At 71.2% G+C, this 8336-nt stretch carries 4 protein-coding genes and 1 tRNA gene; 2 read left to right on the forward strand and 3 right to left on the reverse strand.

Annotation, left to right across the window (positions count from 1 at the left end):
• Positions 1–214 precede the first annotated feature (214 nt).
• Together MHY49_RS14910 and MHY49_RS14915 are read left to right on the forward strand one after the other, a co-directional pair.
• Positions 215–2458, forward strand: a complete 2244-nt coding sequence (locus MHY49_RS14910; protein WP_239205402.1) for an HAD-IB family hydrolase — start codon at positions 215–217, stop codon at positions 2456–2458.
• Positions 2459–2738: 280 nt separating this feature from the next.
• The gene (locus MHY49_RS14915) at positions 2739–3857 is read left to right on the forward strand and encodes a hypothetical protein (protein ID WP_239205404.1); all 1119 of its coding nucleotides are present in this window, start codon (positions 2739–2741) and stop codon (positions 3855–3857) included.
• A gap of 258 nt (positions 3858–4115) precedes the next feature.
• On the opposite strand, the gene ppc is transcribed toward MHY49_RS14915, so the two are convergent.
• From ppc to MHY49_RS14930, 3 genes are all read right to left on the reverse strand, one after another.
• Entirely contained in the window at positions 4116–6944 is a 2829-nt protein-coding gene (gene ppc / locus MHY49_RS14920) for a phosphoenolpyruvate carboxylase (RefSeq protein WP_370646172.1), read from the reverse strand.
• A gap of 226 nt (positions 6945–7170) precedes the next feature.
• Positions 7171–7259: transfer RNA gene (locus tag MHY49_RS14925), tRNA-Ser, on the reverse strand.
• Between the two features lie 179 nt (positions 7260–7438).
• Entirely contained in the window at positions 7439–7915 is a 477-nt protein-coding gene (locus MHY49_RS14930) for a peroxiredoxin (RefSeq protein WP_239205406.1), read from the reverse strand.
• Positions 7916–8336: the final 421 nt, after the last annotated feature.

Here is an 8336-nt window from a genome sequence, read left to right on the forward strand (position 1 = left end):
TCCCACCGAGGGGGTCCGGGCCGTCGTGCGCGTCACGCGGCGGCGCAGACGACCTGTGGCGAAAGGCCCTATGCGCTACCGTCGGACGAGACCGTGCACGATGTCCGCCCGCGCCCCTGCGCGGTAGGGCACGCCCGCCGCGCAGGCGGGCGGAGGCCGGAAGACCCACCCGGCCGGGACGTCGGCCGCCCACCTGCATCTGAGGGAACACCGCATGTCCAACCCCACCCCGTCCCCCGAGCGCACCGGCCCGCGCGAGATCCTGCTGACCGGCGTCACCGGCTTCCTCGGCCAGGCCGTCCTGCAGTCGCTCCTCGAGTACACCGACGACGTCCGCGTGACCGCCGTCGTGCGCGCCAAGGGGACGCTGACCGGACGCAAGCGCCTCGAGGGTCTGCTGCGCAAGCCGGTCTTCTCCTCCTGGGCCGACCGCGTGGGCAAGGACACCGTGCGCGCGGCCTTCGACGCGCGCGTCGACGTGCTCGAGGGCGACCTCACCGCGATGCCGGGGCTCGACAAGAGCTACGACACCGTCATCCACTCGGCGTCCTCGGTGTCCTTCGACCCGCCGATCGACGACGCGTTCCGGACCAACGTCGGCGGCGCGCGCAACCTCTACCAGGCGCTCCTGGACTCCGGTCAGGACCCCCACGTCATCCACGTCTCCACCGCGTACGTCGGCGGCATCTCCAAGGGGCTGCGCCGCGAGGGCCGCCTCGAGCACGGCGTCGACTGGAAGGCCGAGTTCGAGGCCTCCCAGGCGGCGCGCCAGCGCGTCGAGGCCGAGTCCCGTCGGCCCGAGAACCTGCGCACCCAGATGCGCATCGCCCGTCTGCGCGACGGCCGCATGGGCCCCAAGGCCGTCGCCGCCGCCGCCGAGGAGGCGCGCAAGCAGTGGGTCGACGAGCGCCTCGTCGACTTCGGCCGCACGCGCGCCCAGTCCGTCGGCTGGACCGACATCTACACCTTCACCAAGGCGATGGCGGAGCGCGTCGCCGAGGAGATGTGGGCCGAGAACGGCCACCGCGTCTCCTTCGTGCGCCCCTCGATCATCGAGTCCGCGCTGCAGCGGCCCTTCCCCGGCTGGATCGACGGCTACAAGGTCGCCGACCCGCTGATCATGGCCTTCGGTCGCGGACTGCTCACCGAGTTCCCGGGCCTCGCGGACTCGATCCTCGACATCACTCCCGTCGACTTCGTGGTCAACGTGATCGTCGCGCTCGCCAGCCAGGACGTCTCCCGCCGCGGCGACGACGCCTACTACCAGGTGGCCTCCGGCGGCTCGAACCCGCTGCCCTTCCACGAGATGGTCGACGCGGTGCGCGGGTACTTCATCGAGCACCCTCTGCAGGACGACGACGGCAACGACGTGACGATGCCCGACTGGACCTTCCCGCCCGTCGACCTCGTCGAGCAGCGCTTCCGGATGAAGGAGCTCGCGACCAAGGCCGGGCAGGCCGTCGTCTCCCGCCTGCCCGCGACCCGCCGCACCCGTGAGTGGACCACGACCCTGCACCGCAACGCCGACGGCCTGACCACGCTGCGCAAGTACATCGAGCTGTACCGCCAGTACACGAAGACCGAGATGGTCTTCGACGACGCGAACACCCGCGCGCTGCGCGAGGAGCTGCCCGCCGAGTTCCTCTCGACCCACGACTTCGACATCACGAAGGTGGACTGGGTCGACTACTTCCGGAACCTCCACCTGCCCGCGGTCACGGAGCTCACCAAGGCGTACTCGCGCGGCCGCGCCGCCGTGCGCGCCCGCCAGAACCGCCCCGCGCCGGAGATGAAGGAGGCGAGCGACGCCCTCGCCGTGTTCGACCTGGACGGCACCGTGGTCGGCGCCAACATCATCCAGCAGTACCTCTCGGTGGTGCGCGCGACCAAGCCGGCCACCTCGTGGCCCGGGGAGATCGGCTCCCTGCTGCGCTCGGTGCCCTCCTACCTGAGGGCCGAGAAGCGCGACCGCTCCGAGCTGATCCGCCTGGTCAACCGCCGCTACAAGGGCTACCGCCGCGAGGAGCTCGAGCACCTGCTCTCCGGCAGCCTGGGCCGCTCGATCCGCTCCTCGATCCGCCCCGAGGCGCTCGAGCTCATCGAGCAGCACCGCCGCGCCGGCCACCGCACCGTGCTGGTCACCGGTGCACTCGACGTGCTCGTCGAGCCGCTCGCCGGACTGTTCGACGACATCGTCGCCACCCGCATGGACGTCACCTCCGACGGCGTGATGAGCGGCTATCTCGCCACTCCCCCGGTGGTCGACGAGGCCCGCGCCAACTGGCTGCGCAAGTACGCCGACGAGCACGGCGCCGACCTCAAGAAGTCCTACGGCTACGGCGACTCCCACGCCGACGCCTCCTGGCTCGAGCTCGTGGGCACGCCCTCGGCCGTCTCGCCGGACCTGGGCCTCTACTCGGTCGCCAAGAAGAAGCGCTGGTCCATCCTCGAGTGGTGAGGCGGGGCGCGGCCCCTCGAGCGGGCCGCCGCTCACTGCCCGCGCCGACGCCGCCCGTCGCCCGGCGCCCGTCGCCCGTCGCCCGTCGCCCGTCGCCCGTCGCCCGTCGCCCGTCGCCCGTCGCCCCGATGATTCTGGGCGGGTCTGCGGACCATTCACGCGGCTGAATGGTCCGCAGACCCGCCCGAGATCGTTGTTCGTCGTTCCTCCCCCGGACCGGTGCGTCCACAGCGCCCGGAATCGGGGCATCCGCGCGGTGGGTTCGACGTAGCTTCGCGCCATGCCGCGTCGCTCCGTCCCGCTCCGCCCCGGATCCCTGCAGTCCCGCGAGCAGCTGCTCACCCTGGGGATGTCGACGCGACGGCTGCGCGGCGGCGATCTCACCCGCGTGCTCCCGAATCACTACACGCCGACGGCCGCTCCGGCCTCTCTGAACGATCTGTGCCACCTGCTCCAGGGCACGATCATCCACGACGCCATCATCAGCCATTCCACGGCGGCCGCCCTGCTCGGCATGCCCCTGCCCTGGTGGTTCGACGGCGGCATCGGCACGCTGCACGAGCATGGGAAGCACAGGGACGGGGTCTGGGTGGTGCCCAGCAGCGTGCCGGCGGACAAGGGACGCGACGGCACGTCCCAGACGCCGACGACGTTCTGGCAGCCTCCCCCGCTCCACTGCTCGGTGCCACGGGATGCACGTCGCACGGCCGGCCCGCATGCGGTGGTGCACCGGGGCCGACCCGGTGACTGGGTATTGCACCACGGAGGGCTGATCCTCGCCCACCCGATCGACGTGGTCTGCCAGCTCGCCGCAGCTCTCGACCTCGACGAGCTCGTCATCCTGCTCGACCACCTCATCGGGCCGTCGTCGCCGATCCCCGGCACGACGGCATCGGACATCGACGCATTCCTGCTGGAACGGCCCTCGTCGCGAGGACGCCCGGCCGTGGGAGATGCCCTTCGCCTCGCGCGGCCGCATGTCGAGTCCCCCGGTGAGACGCGCCTGCGCCTGCTCCTGGTGCGCGCAGGGTTCCCCGAGCCCGTCCCCAATCACACCGTGGGAGATCCTGACTCACCGGGCCGCACGCGGCGCATCGACGATGCCTACCCGGGTCTGCTGATCGGAGCGGAGTACCAGGGCGACATCCATCGCACGGACAAGGCCCGCTGGCGCGACGACGAGGCCAGACGCGACGCACTGAGCTCCGTGGGGTGGAACATCCGCACGGCGACGGCACAGGACATCGAGCGGCCGGCACGCTTTCTCGCGGGCATGCGCAGAGCGTTCCTCGCCGCAGGCGCACCGGCACCTCCCGCGGAGAACTGGGCCGGTCGGAACGAGGCGCGCCTCGGTCGACGATGCGCGCCGCCGCGCACCCAGCGCCCCGGCGAGCCGTAGCCGGTGGACGGTGGACGGTGGACGGTGGACGGTAGCCGGTCGACGGTGGACGGTGGACGGTGGACGGTGGAGGCCAACACAACGGCCACCACACACGTCTGCGCGGGTTTCCGGACCTTTCGCTTGATGGAAAGGTCCGGAAACCCGCGCAGAACAATGGTGCGGTGCGGGCACGGCGACCGGAGGAGACCGCGATGGGGCGCCACCGCAACCGGCGCTCACCCAAGGGGCGGCCGCAGTCGGCGGCCGCCGCCGGACTCACCCGGTGTTCTTCATCCCTGCGGCGATGCCGTTGATGGTGGTGAGCAGGGCGCGCTGGAGCCCCTCGGAGGGCTCCTCGCCCCGCTCGGCGACCGCGCGGAAGCGCTGCAGCATCGCGACCTGCATGTAGTTGATCGGGTCGAGGTAGCGGTCGCGCACGGCGAGGGTGCGCTTGAGGATGGGCTGGCCGTCCAGGAGGTCGAGCACACCGGTGAGGCGCTCGACCTCGGCGACGCTCAGCTCGTACTCCTCGCGGATCCGCTCGTACAGCGGCCACAGGTTCTCGGGCACCAGGGAGTGCACGTAGTGGGCGGCGATGTCCATGTCGGTCTTCGCGAGGGTCATCTCGATGTTGCTGATGACGGTGCGGAAGAAGTGCCAGTTGCCCAGCATCTCGTGCAGGTCGTCCTCGAAGCCGGCCTCGCGGGCCGCCTTGAGGCCCGAGCCGATGCCGAACCAGCCGGGGACGATCTGGCGGGACTGCGTCCAGCCGAACACCCACGGGATCGCGCGCAGGCCGTCGAGGCCCTTCTCCGAGGTGGTGCGCTTGGAGGGGCGCGAGCCGATCTTGAGATCGCCCAGCTGCTCCACCGGGGTGGAGGTCACGAAGTACTCGGGCAGGTCGGGGTCGTCGGCCAGCGTCCGGTAGCGGGCGAAGGCCGCATCGGAGACCTTCTCCATCACGGAGCCGAAGCGCTCGAGCTGCTCGGGCGTGGTGCGCGGCTCGGTGTGCAGGGCGGTGGCCTGCAGGACGGCCGCGATCGTGAGGTCGAGGTTCTCCCGCGCCAGCACCGGCAGCGTGTACTTGTCGGAGATGACCTCGCCCTGCTCGGTGAACTTGATGGTGCCGTCGAGCACGCCGTAGGGCTGCGCGAGGATCGCGTCGTAGGTGGGGCCGCCGCCGCGGCCGACGGAGCCGCCGCGGCCGTGGAAGAGCCGCAGGGTGACGCCGTGGCGGGCCGCGACGTCGCGCAGGGTGCGCTGGGCCTGGTGGATCTCCCACTGCGAGGTGACCACGCCGGACTCCTTGTTGGAGTCCGAGTAGCCCAGCATGATCTCCTGCCGGTCTCCGCGCAGCCGCACGATCTCCCGGTAGGCGGGGTTGCTCAGCAGCTCCTCGAGGATCTCACCGGCGTGGCGCAGCTCCTCGACGGTCTCGAGCAGCGGCGCGAAGTCGATGTCCGCGCGCTTCTCGTCGGCGCTCGAGAGGTCGACGATGCCGGCCTCGCGGGCCAGCAGCGCGACGCCGAAGATGTCGTCGGCCCCATGGGTCATCGAGACGATGTAGGTCTGGATGACGTCGGTGCCGTAGCGCTTGTGGGCGTTGCGGATCTCCGTGAACACGCGGTACGTGCCGGAGGTCGAGTCGTCCAGGACCGAGTCCTCCTCGGCGAGGGACGCCCCGTACATCGGCCGACGGCCCGTGAGCTCGGAGCCCAGCACCTCGCCGCGCTCGGCGCGGCTGAGCTCGACGTAGGGACGGTCGAGCTCGCCGAGGCGGTCGAACATGGCGGCGAGCACGTCGTGGTGCTTCTCGGAGTGCTCGCGCACGTCGAGCGTGGCGAGGGTGAGGCGGATGCCTGCGAGCAGGTTCAGGGCGACGGCGATCGCCCCGTCGGCCGCGCGGCGTCCCTTGTGGCGGGCGAGGGCCTCGCGCACCACCTGGACGTCGTCCAAGAGCTCGTCGGCCGAGAGGTAGTCGCGGCCGTGCATGTGGGCCGAGCCGTCGCGCATGCGCTCGCGGGTGTGCTCGAGCTTCGTGCGGATCGCACCGAGCTTGAGGCGGAAGGGCTCCGCGGCGTACATCCGCTGCTGGTCCTCGTCGACGGAGCCGCCGGCCTCGACGTCGGCGTCGATCGAGGCCCGGAGCGCGTCGTCCTCCCCGATCAGGGTCGAGGACTCGGAGAGATCGGCGATGAGATCGGTGACGATCTGCACGGAGATGTCGATCGCGGCCTCGGCCTGCAGGCCGAGGACCTCGCGGGTGACGTCGGCCGTGACGTACGGGTTGCCGTCGCGGTCCCCGCCCATCCAGGTGCCGAAGCGCAGCGGGACGGCACGTTCGGGCAGGTCGGCGCCGTGGGCGCGCAGCTCCTCGCGCAGGTCGTCGATGAGGCCCGGCATGGTGTGGCGGTAGATGCCGCGCAGGTAGTAGAGCGCGTTGCGCGACTCGTCCTGCGGGGTGGGCTGGGTGCTGCGCAGCTCGTCGGTCTGCCAGAGCATCTCGATGACCTCGGCGAGGTGACGGTCCTGGCGGCGGCGCTCGGGAGTGCCCTCCTCGGTCTCCTCCGCCAGCAGGTCGGAGACCTTGCGCAGCTTCGTGAGGACCGCCCGACGGGAGGCCTCGGTGGGGTGCGCGGTGAAGACGAGCTCGATGTCCAGGGAGTCCACGGCCTGCTGGAGCGCCTCGGCGCCCAGGGTCTCGTGGATCTCCGCGACGGTGCGCGGGATCCAGGACTCACTGGTGGGGTTCTCGTCGATCGCGCGGACGCGGTAGAGCTGCTCGGCGGCGTTCGCGAGCAGGAAGTACTCGGTGAAGGCGCGGGTCAGCTCGGTCGCCTGCTCATGCGGCAGCTCGGCCAACCGCTTCTGGATCGCCTGCGCCTCGGCGGCGTCGCCGGAGCGCTTGGCCTCCTTGGTCTGCCGGCGCACGTCCTCGACGAGGTCCAGCAGGCCCTGGCCGTGCTGGTCGGCGAGCGTGCGGCCCAGCAGCGTGGACAGCCTGCGGACGGTCGCGCGCAGCGGCGCATCGATGTGCGGATCATCGCTGACCACGGGGAACTCGCTGGTCAGCGTCGGGATATGGATGCCACCTGTGTCTGACACCAGGCCTCCTGCTCCTGCCTCGGCGCACAGCCGACGACAGCTGCCGACGGCCGTGTCGGCTCTGAACGGTCTGGGTAAGAGTACAGGGGCGTCCCGACAGGCGAGCAGACGTCTCACGGGCAGGCCCCGATGGGCATGGGAGCGGACCGTCGCCGGATGGTGCGACCACACAGCGAGAGAGCCCCCGACCGGCCATTCGACCAGGTCAGGGGCCCTCGCGCACGGGCGGAGACGAGAGGATTTGAACCTCCGAGGCGGTTTTTGCCGCCTACTCCCTTAGCAGGGGAGCGCATTCGGCCGCTCTGCCACGTCTCCTCGCGCACCGGGTGCGCGGTGCACGACCTGCGGCGACGATGCGGGGCGGGCCCCGATCAGCGCTGCGTGCGCGCAACGCCGTTCATCGTAGCGGAGGGTGCGCAGGCCAGCAAAAGGGCTGCCGACGGATCGGGCGCATGTCACGTCGGCCCATCCGCCCACCGCTCGACTGTCCGACCTCAGAGCCCGAGCTTCGCCTGGAGGTCCGCGATCTGCTTGGGGGTGCCCACGCGGTACTTCACGTAGGTGACGATGCCGTCGGCGTCGATCGCGAAGGTGGAGCGGATCGTTCCCTGCACCTTCCTGCCGTACATGTTCTTCTCACCGAAGGCCCCGTAGGCGCGCATCACGTCGGTGGACTCGTCGGCCGCGAGCGTGTACGGGAGGTCCTGCTCGCGGACGAAGCGCTGGATGTCCTCGAGCGCGTCGGGCGAGATGCCGAGGATCCGGTATCCCTTCGCGGCGAACATCTCCTGGTGATCGCGCAGGTCGCACGCCTCCTTAGTGCACAGCGAGGTGTTCGCCGCCGGGTAGAACCAGATCAGCACGGGGGCGCCGCGCAGGTCGGCGAGGCTCACGCGGCCGCCGTCGGCCGTGGGCAGGTCGAAGTCGGGGGCGGCATCGCCGACGGCGAGCTTCACGGATGCAGCGGGCATGGGTCTCCTCTCGGCGTCCGACGGCGAGCGCCGCCGCGATCGCCCGCCACTGTATCCGCGACGGCCCCGGTCGGCCTCTGCCGTCGGCCCCGTCCGCGCCCCGTCGAGAGCGCACGCATCGCGAGACGACCGATCACGAACAGGTCACCACGCCCGTCTGGGCTCCACTTTGTCGCCCCCGAGGGTGACAGTGCGCGGACCACGACGTCGTGTCTCCCGCTCGTCCGCCGCAGCCCGTCCGCCGCGCCCGCACGCCCTCCCGGGCACGCCGTACGCGGTCCCGTCTCCGGGCACGCGGGCTCCCGTCCACACCGGAAGGCGACCCATGCCCGCTGCATCCGTGAAGCTCGCCGTCGGCGATGCCGCCCCCGACTTCGACCTGCCCACGGCCGACGGCGGCCGCGTGAGCCTCGCCGACCTG

The sequence above is a fragment of the Brachybacterium sp. ACRRE genome (assembly GCF_022346485.1).
GTDB lineage: Bacteria > Actinomycetota > Actinomycetes > Actinomycetales > Dermabacteraceae > Brachybacterium > Brachybacterium halotolerans.

Excerpts from the sequence above, each read along its gene's own strand:
- MHY49_RS14910 (WP_239205402.1), top strand. The coding sequence starts at position 215 with ATGTCCAACCCCACCCCGTCCCCCGAGCGCACCGGCCCGCGCGAGATC.
- MHY49_RS14915 (WP_239205404.1), top strand. The coding sequence starts at position 2,739 with ATGCCGCGTCGCTCCGTCCCGCTCCGCCCCGGATCCCTGCAGTCCCGC.
- MHY49_RS14930 (WP_239205406.1), bottom strand. The coding sequence starts at position 7,915 with ATGCCCGCTGCATCCGTGAAGCTCGCCGTCGGCGATGCCGCCCCCGAC.